The organism is Niastella sp. (genome assembly GCF_045805085.1).
GTDB lineage: Bacteria > Bacteroidota > Bacteroidia > Chitinophagales > Chitinophagaceae > Niastella.
The window spans coordinates 1-18,202 of the sequence record NZ_JBJMLX010000109.1 but is presented as its reverse complement, the minus strand read 5'-3'; the positions used below and the strand labels follow the sequence as shown (position 1 = coordinate 18,202).

At 48.7% G+C, this 18,202-nt stretch carries 11 protein-coding genes; 3 read left to right on the top strand and 8 right to left on the bottom strand.

Annotated features, from left to right (window positions below; all coding sequences use genetic code 11):
* The 7 genes from ACJ751_RS05365 to ACJ751_RS05335 form a co-directional block, all read right to left on the bottom strand.
* The coding region (locus ACJ751_RS05365) for an MFS transporter (RefSeq protein WP_407744346.1) at positions 1-495 on the bottom strand (495 nt) is incomplete at its 3' end.
* Positions 496-505: 10 nt separating this feature from the next.
* A complete protein-coding gene (locus ACJ751_RS05360; RefSeq protein WP_407744345.1) occupies positions 506-2,404 on the bottom strand; it encodes a glycoside hydrolase family 97 N-terminal domain-containing protein in 1,899 nt (632 codons plus the stop codon).
* Positions 2,401-3,612: a glycoside hydrolase family 88 protein gene (locus ACJ751_RS05355; protein ID WP_407744344.1), complete on the bottom strand. Its 1,212-nt coding sequence runs from the start codon at positions 3,610-3,612 to the stop codon at positions 2,401-2,403. The genes ACJ751_RS05360 and ACJ751_RS05355 overlap by 4 nt, the downstream gene beginning before the upstream one ends.
* Before the next feature lie 61 nt (positions 3,613-3,673).
* Positions 3,674-7,414: a DUF4979 domain-containing protein gene (locus ACJ751_RS05350; RefSeq protein ID WP_407744343.1), complete on the bottom strand. Its 3,741-nt coding sequence runs from the start codon at positions 7,412-7,414 to the stop codon at positions 3,674-3,676.
* A gap of 116 nt (positions 7,415-7,530) precedes the next feature.
* Positions 7,531-9,528: an alginate lyase family protein gene (locus tag ACJ751_RS05345; protein ID WP_407744342.1), complete on the bottom strand. Its 1,998-nt coding sequence runs from the start codon at positions 9,526-9,528 to the stop codon at positions 7,531-7,533.
* Between the two features lie 133 nt (positions 9,529-9,661).
* Positions 9,662-10,099: a helix-turn-helix domain-containing protein gene (locus ACJ751_RS05340; RefSeq protein ID WP_407744341.1), complete on the bottom strand. Its 438-nt coding sequence runs from the start codon at positions 10,097-10,099 to the stop codon at positions 9,662-9,664.
* The gene (locus ACJ751_RS05335) at positions 10,063-13,797 is read right to left on the bottom strand and encodes a two-component regulator propeller domain-containing protein (RefSeq protein ID WP_407744340.1); all 3,735 of its coding nucleotides are present in this window, start codon (positions 13,795-13,797) and stop codon (positions 10,063-10,065) included. The genes ACJ751_RS05340 and ACJ751_RS05335 overlap by 37 nt, the downstream gene beginning before the upstream one ends.
* Before the next feature lie 252 nt (positions 13,798-14,049).
* On the opposite strand from ACJ751_RS05335, the gene ACJ751_RS05330 reads away from it, so the two are divergent.
* Entirely contained in the window at positions 14,050-15,522 is a 1,473-nt protein-coding gene (locus tag ACJ751_RS05330) for a glycosyl hydrolase family 39 (protein ID WP_407744339.1), read from the top strand.
* Positions 15,523-15,536: 14 nt separating this feature from the next.
* Here the strand turns inward: ACJ751_RS05330 and ACJ751_RS05325 are convergent, their stop codons facing one another.
* Entirely contained in the window at positions 15,537-16,433 is an 897-nt protein-coding gene (locus ACJ751_RS05325; protein ID WP_407744338.1) for a helix-turn-helix domain-containing protein, read from the bottom strand.
* A gap of 150 nt (positions 16,434-16,583) precedes the next feature.
* On the opposite strand from ACJ751_RS05325, the gene ACJ751_RS05320 reads away from it, so the two are divergent.
* Positions 16,584-17,567, top strand: coding sequence for an aldo/keto reductase (locus ACJ751_RS05320; protein WP_407744337.1), 984 nt, complete (start codon positions 16,584-16,586; stop codon positions 17,565-17,567).
* Between the two features lie 127 nt (positions 17,568-17,694).
* The coding region (locus ACJ751_RS05315; protein WP_407744336.1) for an SDR family NAD(P)-dependent oxidoreductase at positions 17,695-18,202 on the top strand (508 nt) is incomplete at its 3' end.

The window sequence follows — 18,202 nt, the reverse complement described above, 5'->3', positions numbered from 1 at the left end:
CAGCAAAATATTACTGCCCAACGCGGGACCTATCATGGTGCCTACGGCATTGAATGACTGGGAGAAGTTGATGCGGCGGTCGCTGGCACGTTGATCGCCCAATGCGGCCACAAACGGATGCGCCACCGTTTCAAGGGTAGCCATCCCACAACCTACAATAAACAACGCGATGCGAAAAAAAGAGAACGATACACTATTGGCGGCCGGCACAAACAATAAGGCGCCCAGGGAAAATAAGAAAAGCCCCAGCAGCACCCCCTTTTTATACCCAAACCTTTTCATGAACAACCCGGCCGGAATGCTCATTACGAAATAAGCGCCAAATACGGAGAACTGGATCAGTCCCGATTGGGCTTTGGTCAGGTTCATTACATTTTGAAAATGTTTGTTCAGCACATCGCTGATGGAATGCGCCACGCCCCATAACAGAAAGAGCGACGTGACAAAAACGAAAATAACGATGTATCTTTTTTCAGTAAAAGCGGCTTTATTCACAGTAGTAGTTTTAAGGTTTTATCCAGATGGCCTGCCCGCCGGAAGGAAGCAGTTTTACTTCCAGTACCGTAGCGGCGGTTATTTTTTTCTCCTCTATTTTTACTTTGGTAGCGGTAGCAACCGTTGCATCATCGGAATAGATGCGGGCAGTAAATGTTTTTCCCTTTGGCAAAAAACTGCAATCAATCTTTACCGTACGTTCCTGGTTGTTGGTGATGGTGCCTACAAACCATTCTTGCCCCTTGCGCCTGGCCGTGGTTATAAATTCACCGGGCGTTCCCTGTAGCACGCGGGTCTCATCCCAGGTGGTTGGGATATGGTCCCAGAATTCGAGTTCCGATTCGTTGTTGCTCATAGCAGGTTTATCGTACCAGAACAGCGTTTGAATGGGACTGTAATAAATGGCAGCCAATGCCAGCTGGTGTGCGTGTGTGGTTTTGATGCGCTTATCGTAATAGCAAATGGTATAATCGGCTGCACCGGCGATATACCGGGTAAATGGTAACACCGTATTATGGGTAGCATCGGGCATTTCTTCATTGCCACGAATGCCTTCGGCTGTCATCAGGTTGGGCCAGGTGCGTTGTTCACCGGTTGGCCGCCAGTCGTCGTGGATGTTCACCATGATGTTGTTGCCGGCTGCTTTGTGGATCATTTCTTCCAGCCAGGTTGTCCAGCGATGCGAGCCGGCCTGCACAAAACCAAACTTCACACCTTTTACGCCCCACTTGTGATAGACCTGGAACAGCGAATCTGACTGTGCATAGATCCCCTGTAAATTCACATACAGCCAAACGCCCACGCCTTTCTCTTTACCGTATTGAATGATCCCGGGCAGGTCAAAATCGGGAATGGCCACTTTGGTGGCATCAGCGGAGAAACTAAATGCCGGGCCATACCATTTCCAGTCGAACAAAATGTATTGCAGGTTGTGTTTAACCGCAAAGTCGATATTGGCTTTTGCCCCGGTGGTTGTTTGTGTCATCACCCGCATGATCTTGCCGGGTTTTATCCAGCGCTGGTCTTTTATTTTCGAGGGTTCATTCAGGTTTAAGATCAGGTGGTTGTTTACGATCAGGTCGCCTGGTTTTTCTGCTACCATTATCACGCGCCAGGGTGTACCCACCGGTGAAATGAGATCGGCCGGCGTATACATACTCGTAAGAATGGTATTGGGTTTGTCTGCGTTTACTTTGAATTTGGTTCGCGCATAATCCGTTAAGCCGGCTTCGGCCAAACAAGCGTATAGCCCACCGGGTAATTGCAGCGTGAGGGGGCGTTCGCTTTCATCGGGCCAGTTATTCAATGCGATCAATTTATACGGCGCCTGCGCCCAGGATGCATGCCAGGCCAGCGTGCCTTCAGGTACGCTAAAGGCCGTGTTCTCCTGCATTATTCTATAATACGTTCCTTTGGGATTTTCGGGAAAGAAATACCGGAGGGCGGCCCCTTCATTGTATACCCTAATCTCCACGTTCATGGTGTAAATGGGGTTATCATCTTTCACCATTTCTATGGTCACCGCATTATAATGATCCCTGATCTGGCTTTGCTCGCCATATGCGGGTTGCCAGGTAGTGTCTTTCGATGTAGTATGGATACTGATCACCTTCAGGTTCTCGCACCACTTTTCATGTTTATCTACCTGCAGCGCCATGGCGCGCTCGCTCAGGTTGTTATCCAGTTGAAGATCCAGGGCAGATTCACTGATCACTGGTGTATTCTTATAACTCAACCGGTAATACATTTCCCGTTTACCGGGCTCTAACTGCTTCTGGTAAAATTGTACGGTTATATTTTTATCGGGCGATTGTACACTCGCTTTTGTGTCATCGGGTACGGTTTGCGCTGAACTATTGCTACTGATGATTGGGATGAACATTGTCATCAACAAAACCTGTCTGATCATTTTTTCATTCCTCCTTCTTTTATTTTTTTCTCCCGAAGCAACGCTTCCAGGTAATAGTAATCGGCATAAATAATGGATGCATCAATTTCACCGCCATTGGGTTTATGTCCGGTCGAGTGCAGCAGCAAGGCATTGTTCACTTCCCGGCTTTGGTATTTATTGGAAGAAAGCGAGACCAGCATGGCTTCGGCTTTCGTTCGGTAATAATTTGATTTGGCAGCATCTGTTAGTAAGGTAGAAAGCTCCAACAAACCGGAAGCCACTACAGCGGCTGCGGATGCATCGCGGGGCGCGTTGGGAATATCGGGGGCATTGAAATCCCAGTAAGGAACTAAATCGGCAGGCAGTTTTTCCAGGTATACGTCGGTCACTTTTTGTGCAAAATCCAGGAAGCGGGTGTCGCCGGTTTCGCGGGCCACCATGGTAAACCCATAAATAGCCCATGCCTGTCCCCTCGCCCACATGCTGCTGTCGGAATAACCCTGGTGGGTGATCCCTTTTACTTTTTGACCGGTAGCGGTATCGTATACTATTATATGGTAAGAGGTATAATCGGGACGAAAATGATGGTGCATGGTGGTTTCGGCATGTTTCACCGCGATATCATACAGTCTTTTATCGCCACCGTTTTTTGATGCCCAGAACAGGAGTTCGAGGTTGATCATATTATCCATAATGGTGTTGTGGCGCAAGGGCCAGTCAACACCGGGCACGGCGCGGGGCCAGGAAAGAATGGTGCCTACTTTGGGATTGAATAATTTCGAGAGGGTATCGGCAGTTCTTAATAAGATCGATCTATAGGTTGGATCATGCGTAAGCCGGTACCCATTGCCAATGCTGGTGAATACCTGGAAACCCAGGTCGTGATCGATGGCGGCGGTATCGGCCAGCGGAAATAATGTATTAGAATAACGGGCAGCCTGTTGTTTCCATTGTTCGTCATGCGTATACTCATAGGCGTACCAGAGGATGCCGGGCCAGAAACCGCTGGTCCAGTCGCGATAATCCACCAGGCGCCAGTCCGTTTTTCCATTGGCTATGCTGCGGGGCATCCGGGTTGAATCGTGCAGCGTACCAATTGTTTTCGACAACTGGGTAATACAATAATCCAGCGCCTGGTTGGTCCTTTTCGACTCACTGGTCTTACAACCCGCGGCGATCAGTACAACGGCCATGCTCATTCCGGCAATGCCTGTGAGGATCTTCATGACAAGTGTTCGTTAATTTAAATATAGCCAGGGAAGATCGGTTCTTCCCTGGCTATTCTTTTTAGTGTTTAATAATTTGTTTTGTTGTTATGGTCTTTCCATTGCGCACTTCAACCTGGTAAATACCGGCTGAGAGTGATTGCAGGGAAATAGTTTGGGTACCGGCAGTGAGTCTGCGTGAGAGTAACAGTTCGCCCCTGAGGCTGTAGATCTGTACCACCGCGTCAGCCGCTACTGTACCTGCCTGGATGTTCAAATGATCTGTTGCCGGATTGGGGAACAGGATGATCTTGCTTGCAGCAGTATTGATATTATCAACTACCTCGCCAGTGATATTGGCAGCTACACGCGCCTGTTGCACAGCAGTTGGCTCAGTACCATAGATCAGTTGTCCCTTGTAATAAACGGTTATATGATCATTCTCCGCCAATGGGGCAGGCGCTATGTACGACCAGTCATTTGCAAACGTAAAGTTCGACCAGTCGGATTTTGCCATGCGGTACTGGATATTACCGGTATTGCCTGCAGGGTACAGGTTACCCAGTGTTGGATCGATCTTTATCTCCAGGTACTTATCAGCACCGGTCAATACAGGACTTACCGTATTGAAGCTGGTGATTACATTGCTGTTGCCCAACTTAGCATAATCTACCCATGAATTGAGCGCGGCAGCGCCATCGGTTGTAAACCAGTAACGTACACTCAGGTCGCCATAAGCTACGGGCATGTTGCCTTCGTTGTTGATGGTTACAAACGTGCTGATGGTATTGGCGTTGCCGTATTGTGTTGCTGAATAGGCTTTCACATTCACCGCTGGTTTTACGGCTACCGGTTCTACACCCCATACCAGTTGTCCGTTGCGGTACAAAGTAATGTTGCTGTTGTTTGCATATGCTTTGTTGTTCGCATAGGAGTAGTCATCTGCTTCGTTGAAGTTTGACCAGTCGGTATTGGCAAATCTTGACTGAATAACACCGGAATTATCACCTGCTACCAGGTTGCCGGCCGTTTTATCGAAGCTGTATTCGATATAACCGTATGCGCCAGCGCGTGGGGTATCGAGGGCCACATATTTCATTTTCACTTTACTGCTACCGAGTGCCGCATAGTCGATCCAGGTATTGATACCAGCGAAATTCTCTGCGGTAAACCAGTAACGGGCAGTCAACTCACCATAAGCTACCGTAGCGTTACCCTGACTAACCAGTTTCAGGTATGGAACGATGCTGTTATTGGTAGGTTTTCCATTGTCGCCATCCTGCGATTGTACGGCAATTCCCAACGGAGCAATGGTCAGCGTGCGGGCAACCGATAATGCAGGCAGGTAAGCTGAATCACCCGATTGTGAAGCAGTAATGGTGACAGTACCATCGCGGATGATGGTAACCACACCATTATTGATAGTAGCAATGGTTGAATCAGAAATGGTGTAGCTAACCGGCAGGTTTGAGCTGGCGGTTGCCTGGAGCACAATAGCTGCCGTATCGCCTAATAAAACAGCAGGTATCGAATCGAAGCTGATGCTTTGCGGAACGTGGGGTAACGTGTTCTTCAAATCTTCAAGAGATCTCACTGTCTTCACCCACTCTATCGCATAGCTGGTTTCACCTGAACTGATATCAGCTACTTTAAACTGGAAGGTAGTGAGTTTGGTCGCTTTATCCTTTGCCAGCATGGTTGGCGTAGGGCCAAAACCGCCTTTCGTGAGATCGTAATAATAGATATCATCCCCTACTTTACCGGTCCATTTATTGGCGCCATTGCCAAAAGAACCCAGGTTGGTATCAAAGGTAATATTGCCGGCCTGTGGTTTTTTGAACCTGATGGCAAAGATGGGGTAATTATCAGGTAACAAGGTAGCACCGGCGGTCTTTTTCACATCGCCACGGCCTTTACCGTTCGACTGGGTAACCAACGTAATGTTCAGTTTGCCATTCTGTACGGTAGCTACTGAACCGCTGGTTACAGCCGCCCAGCCATCGGCTGTTGAAGTGAAGTTATCGTTGATTAACCCAATGGTGGTATCAACAGGTGCTGTCGTGCTGTCCTTTGGATAATCGGGCGCCGTATTCAGGTAGAAAAACAAAGAACCATAACCCGGATTGTCTGCACCGGCAGGCGTACCTTCGGGACCCATGGCTTTCATCACCTGTAAGGTCCAGGGCATTTGCAGGCCCTTGCCCACCACATAATGGTTATACGCAATTTCAAAGACGGGTCTCCACTGGCCACGGCCGTTGGCAGAAATTGCTTCGGGCGTATAATCGGAATAGTTCTTTTCGCAATAATCGTACGCAGTCTGGTAATCTACGGTATTGCCCAGGTTATATTTCGCGGTATACTCGTAACCACGCATAATGGCATTACCGGAAGCAGAGTACAGATCTACACCCTGCTTACTACCCATTTCAGACAGTTCAGCTAGTGAGCCCAATGCCAGCATTACGTGCGGCTGGTCGCGGTTGCTCTCCTGCAACTGGCCTGCGGCCGTCAATACATAATTATCGATGCTGCCATTGCCTTCGCCATGGTAGAAATAAGTTACTACCCGGTTGAACATGTCGGTATCATTGCTGTAGATGGCAATGGCCATCAGGGCTTTCATGCATATGATATCCCAGTTGCCATGTGAACAGGGTGAGAAGTTTTGCAATACGGGGTAAAACACCTGCTTCAGCATGGTTTCGCATTGCACTTGTTTTTCCACCGGCCATGCGGGATACGTATAACGCATCAGTTCAGCCGCATTGGCCAGCATACAACCATACAGGCCGTTCAATGCGGCATCTGTACCAATAATGCCGATAGTGGTAGCCGAATAAGCATCGATGATCTCCACCGCTTTTTTGGCATGCGCTTCATCACCGGTAATGTTATATAGCAGGGCATTGTAATAAGCTGCCAGGAAATCGGCTTCCACGCCATTTTTAACAGCACCGCCGTTTACGCCATTCACTGTAATGGTAGCGTCACGGGTAAGATATTGATAAGGTCCTGCCAGCTGGTAAGTAGCCGAAGAACGGGTTGAAGCTGCCAGTAACTGGTAGCTGGCGTAAGGACGGCCGAATTTGTTGGCCACAAAACCTTTCATTCTTGCCAGGTCCGCCGAATTGTGCAATAATCCCGGATGCACAAAGCTGCCCTGAAAAGAAAAAGAAGGCGGATTGTTAACGCCTACATACGCCCGCAGTTCATCTACGGATGCAAAGGTTTTAACCCAGTCTACCTCATACTGAATATCATTTGCCGCTACTTCAGCCGATGTTAATACCACATCGGCAATTTTAAACTGGAATGAAGTGAGGTTGGTCGTGGTGTTACTGGCCAATGCAGTAGTACCGAGGGTGCCTTTTGAAAGGTCCCAGTAATAAACATTGCCGGTAGCGGAGGCTATTTTGGTGGCATTGTTGTTGGTACCATTATACGACCCCAGGTTGGTGTCGAAGAAATAGTTACACCGGGGCGGCTTGTTGAACTTGATAGCCACAACAGGATAGGCGCCGGCATTCAGGGTTACGCCGCCTGCTTTTTGAAAGTCGCCGCGGTATTTACCGCCAGCTTGAGCGGCCATTGTTACCACAAACCTGCCGTTTACGATCTGTCCGGTAGAACCCGACGTAGCCGCTTTCCAGTTGTTGGTGTTGCCGGTTGAGAAATCATCATTCAGCAACCCGGTCTGCGCCCGGGAATGTTGTGCAACCAGGGCGAGCACCAATAAACTTGTTGTTCTGATCTTCATGGCAGCGGTTCGCAGCCATTTTTGCTTCAACAGAAGCACATTACTCTTAACGGAAATTGTCATGCAAAGGGGAATTTTGGATAATTCATGGGGTTAAGAAAGAATAATTGCACAGATATTGTCCGCTGAGCGTACGGTAAGGGGTAATACATACAGGAATTTCTTTATCATGAAGGGAATTAATTATTCGTTACAGATACATTGTCTATTTGCACAATAGTGCTATTGGGCATACCAGCCGACACGGGTATGCCAACCAACACCTCTTTTTTCAAAGAGAGCCGAACGCTGCCAACAGGCGTCCAGTCCTGACCATCGTAAGAACCAAAGCCGGCGAATTCATTGCCTTTTCTTTGCAGGCGTAACCAGTAATAACCGGTCAGGCGGCCGTATGTAACTGCAGGCTCTTCCAATGGGCGCCCAGGGGTATCAACAGTGGTTACCCCGCCTGTTTTTGCGCGCGATAACAATCGCAGTTGCCAGGAAGGCGCTTCTACTGAATTTGTTTTACCGGGATACAACATCAAAGACGCATGAGCCGAATTTGCTGTGAGTGCTTCGCGCATCATCAATCCCATTTTGGAGAACTGCGAACTGGGTTCGGGATCAATACGCATGGTAATAGTTCCATCGCCTTGCAATGGCTTGTAAATAACAAAACAGGTATCCCGGGTATCGCCCAACCCATTCCCCGAAGCCTCTATGCGAAATCCATTCCCATCGTAGTTGGCGTGGTCTGTCGACGCGGGGGCGCCGATGGCCTGTTGTTTCCAGGCAGTGGGCAATCCGGCCGCGATGCCCACTTCAAATGCATGGGGGCTTTCGCCTTTTGCATTCGTTGCTGTGAGGGTATAGTAATACACAACGCCCGGTTTTACCTGTTTGTCAGTATAGCTGGTGGCCAGGATGTTTTTCGCAATGGTCGTATACGGACCACCGCTTTTCTCCCCACGTTTTACGGAATAGGTCTCCGCGCCGGTAGTGCCTACCCAGGTCAGCGTTATTTGTTGGTTTGAACCCGTAGCTATAATGCCACCTGGCGCTGCCCGTGGATGGTGAATGATCGCCGAACCGGGCGGTCTTGTATATAACAGGGTGCCATAGCCCGGGTGATCTGCGCCGGGTTTACCGGGACCTTCGGGTCTTATTTTTTCGGCCGCCTGTTTTGTAAAAGGCGCGGCCAATCCCATTCTGTTTACATAATGATTAAAGATCTGTTCATACACCGGCCGCAAGTCGCCGCGCGATTGTTCTGATGGTGTAAAGTGTTCATATTTCCCTGTGCGATCGAGCTCATGCATAAAAGGCACCTCCTTATTCAGGTTGTATTTCGCGGTATACTCAAATCCTTTTAACAAGCGGTTATTGGCATAACCATACAGGTCAAGCCCCTGGTGCCAGGCCATTTCACAGCAATCGCTCAACAAGGCAATACCCAGCTGGGTATGCGCCTGGTCGCGGCCGGTTTCCTGGATCTGTCCTGCTTCATTTATTACATAATGGGTGAGGCGGCCATTACCAGCTCCATTTACATAATATTGCAATGCGCGTTCGTAGATCGCCTGGTCATTACAAAAGATGCCAATAGCCATTACGGTTTTAATAGCGGCCGCATCCCAGTTGCCATTGGCAAAAGGCGCAAAGTCTTTCAACACGGGATAGATCGCTTCTTTGAAGTGTTTTTCCGTTTGCTGAATATCCTTATTTGACCAACCGGCATTGGTATAGCGGATGATCTCGGCTGCATTCACCATTTTGAAAGGTCCCAATCCGGCCATCAGCACCGCATCGCGACCGGTAACAGCTCTCAACGTAGCCGACCAGGCATTGATTATTTTGATGGCCGTATCTGCATACCCCTTCTCGCCTGTGATCGCCCACATAAGAGCGTGTTGATAGGCGGCATTGGCGTCATTGTCGTAGGTGGTTTGTCCTACGGTTGGGTTGCGCCCCACCATGGCCAGGGGTCCCTGCATGTTGTAAGCTGCCTGCGAAGCGGGGTTCTGAATAAATACCTGGTAGCCGGCATAAATGGGTTCCTGTTTGGCAGCCACCGCTGTCTTCATCCGCTCCAGGTCTTCACGACTTTGTAATAAACCGGGATGCATAAATGTCTGGGCATCCATAATCGCCGGCAACAATAGAAACGGAAGGAGCAAATATGTTTTGACAAGCATTATTCGTGATTTTGGCGCTGTTACCGGTTGCCTCCTGGCGTCGATAACCGGTACCTGGTAACTGCAAAATACGGGGGGAAATCAGGAGTTTGGGGAGGGGTGAAGGCCGTAAAAGGGGGGTGAGGCGACCATTTTACCCCCTGGCCCCCTTTACCTTCACCACAAACTGGTTGGCGAAGGTTTTCCTATACTTTTTGATATATTCAGATGGGTTCATGCCAAACACCTTATTGAATTCGGCGCGGAAGAATTTGATGTCGTTTATGCCAACGCGCAACGCTGTTTCGCTTACATTATAATTTGTATTAATAAACAACTCGGCTGCTTTGCGCAAACGAATGAACCGGATGAATGATTTTATCGACAGCCCCGATACCGATTTTACTTTACGGAACAGGTTGCTCCGGCTCATGCCAATTTCGGCCAGCAACACTTTCAGGTTAAAGCTGTCATCGTCGAGGTGGCTTTCCACGATGGCAATACAACGCTCCAGGAATTCCTTATACTCCTGCGACACCTTCTGATCGGTATGGTTCAGGGTGATGGCGTTAAAGAAATAATGCTGCAGCACAGTGCGCGCCTGAGCAGGCTGGCCACCCGGGCTACCAGGATCTCTTTATCGAAAGGTTTGGTAATGTAATCGTCGGCGCCGCCTTCCACCCCTTTCAATCTTACTTCGGCTGAAGTACTGGCGGTAAGCAAAATGACCGGAATGTGCTGCAAGGCCGCATCCTCCTTTATCTTTTTGCAAAGATCGATGCCGCTCATGCCCTGCATTTGAATGTCGGCAATCACCAGGTCGGGCAGGTGTTTATAGGCAAGGCTCAACCCATCTTCCCCGTCTGAGGCCAGCAGCACCTGGTAAGTATTTCTAAAAAGCCCCGACAGGTATTGCAGGATCTGTTCGTCGTCATCTATTAACAGGATCGATCTCTTTTCGGTCACTACGGCTTCCAATGGTTCGCTATCCGGCCCCAGCGATCCGGCGGGTGCGCTTAATTCATCGTCCAGGGTCAGGTCTTCCAGTAATACGGGTTGAACCGACACGTCATCCAGGATCACTTCTGTACCAAAATGCTGAACACCCTTGAGCAGATGGAGGGCAAAAGTGGTTCCCTCGCCGGGCTTGCTTTCAAAATTGATCTTCCCTTTATGCTGGGCTGTTAAATGCTTAACCAGGTACAACCCGATGCCAAAACCCTTTTGCGCAGTAATGGCCTGGCCGGAAGCCCGGTAGAATTTCTCGAACAACTGATCGCCGGTTTCCTTGTCAATGCCAATGCCCGTATCCTGCACATGAAACACGACTTCCCTTTCTGTTTCGCGCACCTGCAAAACAATCCTGCCACCTTCCGGCGTATACTTACACGCATTCGACAACAGGTTATATAATATAATACCTAACTTTTCCCGGTCGGCATACACCTCTAGCTGTTCGGGACAATCAAATTCGTAGGTTATCTTTTTGGCTTTGGCCTGCTGTACAAAACACAGATAGATATCATGCGCAAGGGCATACACGGCCTGCTTCGCGGGCCGGAGGATATCCATCCCGCTTTCCGCCTTGCGGAACAGCAACAACTGATCCACCAGGCTCAACATGCGGCGGGCATTGCGATACACGGTTTGTAATTCGCCATCCGGTTTTTCGGGCGATTCCTGTTTGCGGCTCAACACATCTTTCAACGGATTGATGATGAGCGTCAGCGGGGTTCTGAACTCGTGCGAAACATTGGTAAAGAAGGTGAGCTTGTTTTCATTGATGGTGCGTTCGCGTTCATTGAGCACCTGTTCCTTTTCACGTTCGGCCCTTTCCCTTTCCAGTTCCGATCTTTTGTTGGCTGCATCCAGGTGCGCAATGGCCACTTCGTATTTCAGGCGGGTTTGCCTGGAGCGGTACCACCACCACGCATACAGTAAAGCAATCAGCACGCAGCCATATAACAAATACGCCAGCCACGTGCGGTACCAGGGCGGCAACACGGTGATGCGTAGCATTACTTCTTCTTTATTCCAGTTGCCGTTTACATCGGTGCTTTTTACGCGGAACACATAACTGCCTTCGCCCAGATGTGTATAGTTGGCGGTGCGCAGGTTACCGGTATAATTCCAGCCCCTGTCCCACCCTTCCATATAATACGCGTACGTTATTTTACCGGGCGTGGCATATTCGGGCGCCACATAGGTAAACGAAAAAACCGCCTTGCTGTAAGGCACTTTCAATTCCTCGGTATAGGGTACCGGTTGATTATCTACCGTAATACCGGTGAGGTACACCTGCCAAGGGTGCGGTGTTTGTTGTATGCTTTCGGGATGAAAAATATTGAACCCTTTTATGCCGCCAAACAACAGCTCGCCCGAGCGAAGCGCCAGCGAAGAATTGGGGTTGAACTGGTTGCTTTGCAAGCCATCGCCCTGGTAGTAATTATGGAATGTTTTTGTAGCCGGCGTAAAACACGCCAGGCCATTATAAGTGCTCATCCACAAATTACCTTTACCATCCTCCTGCATGTTCAGCACTTCATTGTTACACAACCCTTCATCGGTTGTATACCGGGCGGTAATTTTACCTTGTGCCCGATCGAACAACACCAGTCCACCGCCCTCGGTGCCCAGCCAGAAATCACCAGCTTTGTCTTCCACTATACAGCGAACACTTTTGCCGATGTTGTAGTAAGTATGTTGTTTGTTTACGCGGTCAATTTTTATCAGCTGGGTCAGGTTACCGCCCCACAGCACCCCGTTGCGGTCTTCCTGTAAGGCAAACAATTCCGACAGGTTATCAAAGAACTCAAAGCGGTCAGTTGTTTTGTTGTAATGAAATAATGCCCCTTTTATGCCGCCTTCCTGCAGCGTGGTGGCCCACAAGGCGCCTTCATGGTCTACACACAACCGGTACACCATCTTGTTCTCGGCATTATTGTACATTTGATTGAAACACTTATACCGGCGAAAGGTATGGGTACGCGGTTCAAACAAATTCATGCCGCCCCAGTAGGTGCCGATCCATACAGCACCTTCGTGATCGGTAACAATACTGGTGATGAAGTTATTGCTGATAGTTGCCGCATTACCGGGATCGTTTTTAAAATTCGTGAAGGCGCCCTGTTTTCTATCCCACAAACTTACCCCACCAAATTCAGATCCGATCCAGATGCGGCCATCGGGCATTTCATAAAAAGCCGAGACGTAACTATTCACCAGGCTGTTGCTATTGAGGGGGTCATGCGCAATAGTCGTAAAGCGGCTTTTTTGTCCGTCGATGATATTGATACCACCGCGTTGTGAACCCAGCCACACGCGGCCTTCTCGGTCTACAAAAACGGTATTGAAGTTTTCATTGCTCAGGCTGTTCACCCGGCCATCGGCTACCAGGTGGTTCACCTGCCGGGTGGCAGGGTCGTATATTTTTACGCCATTGTCCTTGGTCACCATCCATAAGCGGTGCTGGTGATCGAGCGCAAAATCGGCTACCTTATCGGTGGCCAATTGGGGATCGTATTGATCGAGCGCCCGGGTATAGGCATTGGTGTTTAGATCATATAAATAAATGCCATTATTGGTGCCCACCCATAACTGCCCGCCATCGGGGAAGATCCTGAAAGAAGACCTGAGCGTTTCGTTCACCAGCTGCAATTGCCTGGTGTTGGGATTGAACAAACAAAGTCCGCGCGAGACCACAAACACCCATACTCTTTTTTTATCATCGATGCGAATGCAGGCGGCGGAATAGTTAGCCGTTGTAACGCCATTGGCCACCAGCGGCACCTGCACCGCCGTATTGTTTTTAAACATCAATAACCCATCGGTCAAACTGGCAATGAGCATGGCGCCATCTTCCGTGCGTTTAATATCTTTTGTTTCGGTATTCAGTGTTCGGGCTACCTTTTCACCATAAGGCAGGAACCGGAGCCGGGTAAATTTATCTGTAGCGGTTTGATAAATGCTGAGCCCCGTGTTGGTGCCGATCCATACGTTGCCGGCGGCATCTTCCTGGATGGCGTGAATGCTGTTATCTACCAGCGAACTGGTATCGTTAAACCGGTTGCGAAATACTTTGAATGCATAGCCATCGTAGCGGTTCAACCCATCATAGGTGCCAAACCAGATAAAACCTTTACGGTCCTGGTAAATAGCGCGGATTGTATTATTGGAGAGTCCCTGCTCAATGCCCAGGTATGACAATGGTGGATTGCCGGCAAAAACAGGCCTGGGGCAAATTACCACCACAAATACAATTAGTATAGCATACAAATACCTCACTTGCATATTGAAATTGCTTACCGCTTATTCCCGGGCCTCCCCCCGGCCCCCTCCGGTGGAGGGGGAGTAATACAGCCTCGCGCTTCTTCTTAACCTGTCGCACTTTCTGCCTCGCCCGCCGAAGCTTTAGCGTAGGAGGGCCGTCTGCCTTCTGCCTTAAAAATAAGCCGAAATTTCCATAATTTTTGATTGCCACTGGTGGAACCAGGGCCTTTATTACGTATAGAACAGCGTATGCTGTAAAACATACCTTTAACTATGAAACGATTGCTTGTTGCCTGTACGGTCCTTCTAAGTACTTCCATATATGCGCAAACCGATACCTGTAAAATCACCATCGACTGGAAAGCGGTAGTCACCGAATCAAAAACAACGGCCACCTTGCAGTTGGTGGAAAATCCCATGGTGCGGCCCGGTTCTCCCATTCACACCAATACATTCAAAGCGTTGAAAGAACTGGGTGCTGATTATGTTCGGTACGTACCCTGGTTCCCCTATCCTAAAATGGCCGTTGCGGAATTACAACCGCCTGCCGCCAATAAAACTTTCTGGGATCTCACTTATCTCGACAGCACCATGCAGGCCGTGATGGAAGCCACCAAAGGACACTCCACCGTCATCAACTTCAGCACTACCCCCGCCTGGTTATGGAAAACTGCCAAACCGGTACAATATCCTGCAGACCCGTATGGCCTCTGCTGGGATTATAACCAGGGCACCCAACTGCGCGACACTACCATGCAGGAACTAACGGGCTATTATGCTCGCTTATTCAGCTGGTATACCAAAGGCGGATTTACCGATGAGTTGGGTGTATTTCATAAATCGGGTCATTTTTATAATATCCCTTATTGGGAAGTGTTGAATGAGCCCGACCTGGAACATCACATCCCGGTGGAATTATATACAAAAATGTATGATGCTATTGTATTTGAATTGAAGAAGCTCTCTCCCCAGACAAAATTTGTGGGGCTCTCGCTCGCCTATGTACGCGACCCGGCTTATTTTGAATATTTCCTGGATCCCAAAAATCATAAACCCGGGATCCCACTGGAAGGCATCTCGTACCACCACTATTCAAGACCAGCATGGCCGCAGCAAACCATCGATGAATACCAGTATGCATTTTTCGATCATGCAGAATCTTTTCTCGATAAGGTACGCTATATAGAAAGCATCAGAAAACGGCTGGCGCCGCAGGTGTTTACCATGATCAATGAAATTGGGGTGATCCTGCGTTCCCCCAGTGAATCGGGGCCCATACATGACCACTACTGGAATCTTGCCGGCGCTATGTATGCCTATATCTTTCTGGAGCTCACCAAACTGGGCATCGATGTAGCCGGTGAATCGCAACTGGTTGGTTACCCCACGCAATTCCCTGATGTAAGTATGATGAATTGGGAAAACGGCCATCCCAATGCCAGGTATTGGGTGCTCCGGTTGTTGAAAGAAAATTTCGGCCCCGGCGATCAGTTGCTGAAAACAAGCATCAAAGGTAAAGGCAACCACCTGGCAGCACAGGGTATCATTACCAAACAGGGAAGAAAAATATTACTGATCAATAAACACAACTCAGCAGTGACTGTAGTCTTACCATCTGAAGCGGGTAACGCGGTTGTTAACCAGTCAGACATTCTTACAGGAGAAAACCCTCCTGCTAAAACAACGCTTTCAGGTACTACGATTGTGTTGAAGCCGTTTGCCGTTGCGATCGTAGATTGTAAATAATAAGCTGCCAATTGTCAATTGGCTAACCGGTATTCGTTGGGCGACAGGCCGGTCTTTTGTTTAAACAACCGGGTAAAGTGCTGGGGATATTTGAAGCCCAGTTCGTAGGCGATATCGCTGATGGATTTATCGAGGTCGAATATTTTCTCCTTGGCGAGATGTATTAATTTCTCCTGCACAAATTCCTGCGCCGATTTACCGGTTTCTTTTTTTACCAGATCACCAAAATAATTGGGTGATAAATTCAGTTCGCCGGCGCACCAGGCTACAGAAGGCAAACCAATGGTCTGGGGTTTATCTGTTTGAAAATATCCATTCAACAACGCTTCAAACTTTTCCAGAAATCCTTTGTTCGCGTTATCGCGGGTAATAAACTGCCGGTCGTAAAAGCGCACACAATAGTTCAGCAACAATTCAATGTTAGAGATGATAAGCTTTTTGCTGTGCTTGTCAACCGACTGCTCCAGCTCGTATTTAATTTTTGCAAAACTTTCAAGGATCACCTTTCTTTCCCGTTCCGACAAATGCAATGCTTCATTCGCCTGGTAGCCAAAGAAGGTATAGTCCTGGATATGTTTGCCCAATGAGGTACCATGAATAAAATCTTCATGAAACACCAGCGCATGTCCTTTTGGTTGATATAGCACGCCATTGCTGTCAACCGCCGCTACCTGTCCCGGGGCAAAGAAAACCAGGGTGCCTTCCTGGTAATCATATTTATGGCGGCCATAGCGGATGTCGCCACACATAACATCTTTTATGAAGATGGTGTAAAATCCGAAATAGATTGGCGCCCCTGCCCGCGGATCGGCCTTCGACAGATCCACCACACTCACCAGCGGGTGTAGTGTTTCATTGTTGTTGAACGCGTTATACTCACTTACTGTTTCAAATCGCCTCGTAATATCCATATGCTTTATCATTTAACAGGATCAAAATTACCAATTTATTTGTCACTTACCGGCCGGCCGGCCGGCATCAGGAATAATGGTATTTAAACCAGTAATCTGTATACCAAACCAGCCGGGCAATGGTTAGACCTTTGCATCAAACAAACAGCTATGCAAAAAAGAAAATTAGGTAAAAGCGGTTTAGAAGTATCCGCGCTCGGTTTGGGTTGTATGGGATTGAGCTTTGGCTTTGGCCCCGCAACAGGCAAGCAGGACGCTATCAAATTGATCAGAAAAGCGTATGAACTCGGCGTCACCTTTTTCGACACGGCCGAGGCATACGGACCCTATGAAAATGAAGAACTGCTGGGCGAAGCGTTGCAACCGTTCCGCAACGAAGTGGTGATTGCCACCAAATTTGGGTTCAAAGATGGTAAACTACCAATGGGTACAGACAGCCGTCCGGAGAATATAAGAGCGGTGGCGGAAGCCGCGCTGAAACGGTTACAAACAGATGTGATCGATCTGTTGTACCAGCACCGCATCGACCCCAATGTGCCTATTGAAGAAGTAGCCGGCACCGTGAAGGACCTGATCAAAGAAGGAAAGGTTAAATATTTTGGGATGAGTGAAGCAGGTGTACAAAACATTCGCCGGGCGCATGCCGTGCAACCGGTGGCGGCCTTACAAAGCGAATACTCGCTCTGGTGGCGGGAACCTGAGCAGGAAATTCTGCCCACGCTGGAAGAACTGGGTATCGGGTTTGTACCTTTTAGTCCTTTAGGTAAAGGTTTTTTAACAGGAAAGATCGATGAGAACACTACATTCAGTCAAAACGATTACCGAAATATAGCTCCCCGCTTTTCAGAAGAGAACCGAAAAGCCAACCAGGCGTTGATCGATGTGCTGGGACAAATTGCAAAGGGGTTAAACGCCACTATTGCACAAATTGCCCTGGCCTGGCTGCTGGCGCAAAAACCCTGGATCGCTCCTATCCCGGGCACTACCAAATTAAATCGTTTGGAAGAAAATATGAACGCTGCCTATATTACCCTCAGCGCGGGCGATCTTAAAAAAATAAATGAGGCATTGGCCAACATTGAAATACAGGGAGCCAGATATCCTGAGCAAATGCAAAAAATGATCAACCGGTAAAAAGCTGGTGATAATATTCCCCGCTTCCCCGGGACGGTGTTTGCCGTTTGCCATCTGCCGCCTGCCGATTGCCCTTTGCCCTTTGGTGGCTCCTTTTTTGCGTGCCCAACTGGTAAAACTATCAGTTATGAACATTGAAATAAAAGCACCCAAACAAAATCCACTGGAAAAATATCCGCAGCCACCTTATCCAGCGCAGGAACAACAAATGCCGGGCTCAGAGCAGCAAATGGATCCCAAGCCAGATCATGGTGAAACATCATATCAGGGAACCGGGAAACTAACGGGCCGTAAAGCGTTGATCACCGGTGGTGATTCAGGTATTGGCAAGGCAGTAGCGATTGCTTTCGCGAGGGAAGGCGCCGATGTGCTCATCTCCTATTTAAACGAGGAAGAGGATGCGCTGGAAGTGGAACGTTATATTCAGGCTGCGGGCAGAAAAGCAGTGCTGGTGCCGGGTGATATCAGCAATGAAGAACATTGTACAGAACTGGTTCAAAGAGCCATTCAGGAATTTGGCCAGTTAGATATTATAGTGAACAACGCCGCTCACCAGATGCAACATAAAACCTTACAGGAAATTTCAGCCGAAGAATGGGAATACACTTTCAGAACGAATGTGCATGCCATGTTTT